Source organism: Ochrobactrum sp. SFR4, assembly GCF_019730395.1.
Classification (GTDB): domain Bacteria; phylum Pseudomonadota; class Alphaproteobacteria; order Rhizobiales; family Rhizobiaceae; genus Pseudochrobactrum.
On record NZ_JAAPBB010000195.1, the window covers coordinates 1 to 464 of the forward strand.

1 protein-coding gene is annotated in these 464 nt (G+C 48.1%); it reads right to left on the minus strand.

Annotated features, from left to right (window positions below; all coding sequences use genetic code 11):
• On the minus strand, positions 1-464 hold a 464-nt coding region (repC, locus tag HBA93_RS18570), incomplete at both ends, for a plasmid replication protein RepC (protein WP_286202048.1).

Here is a 464-nt window from a genome sequence, read left to right on the forward strand (position 1 = left end):
TTTTAGCAGGCTCAGGTTTTTCAGCCTTTGCTTTTTCTAAAGCAGGTTCAAATTCAAGAAGAGATTCAGTGTTTGAATTAGATTGTTGCCGCTCATTTTGAACGTCATTGGCGTTCACTATTTCTGTTTTAACATGATTATTCAGCAAATTATCCACATCGTCATGCAGAGCAGCAAACTGCTCAACGATTATCTCCAGCTCGTGAAGGGGCGCACGTCGTGGCAATGCATCAACAAGTGAGCGGAAACGGGTATAGAGCGCTTTCCAGTTGCCTGGCAGCTCTTCTTCCAGCGCTGTATCAATGAGCTTGCCAATATCCCGTCGATGCAGGGTAATGCGTTCGCGCATTAATTTCAGCGCTCGCGCCTCTCCCCTTACCTGCTCGGCTGCGGCTTCAAATTCTTCTGCTCTGGCAAGCAATGGTGCGAGCGATAAGCCAAAGGCTTCTTCGATCTCTCCTGCC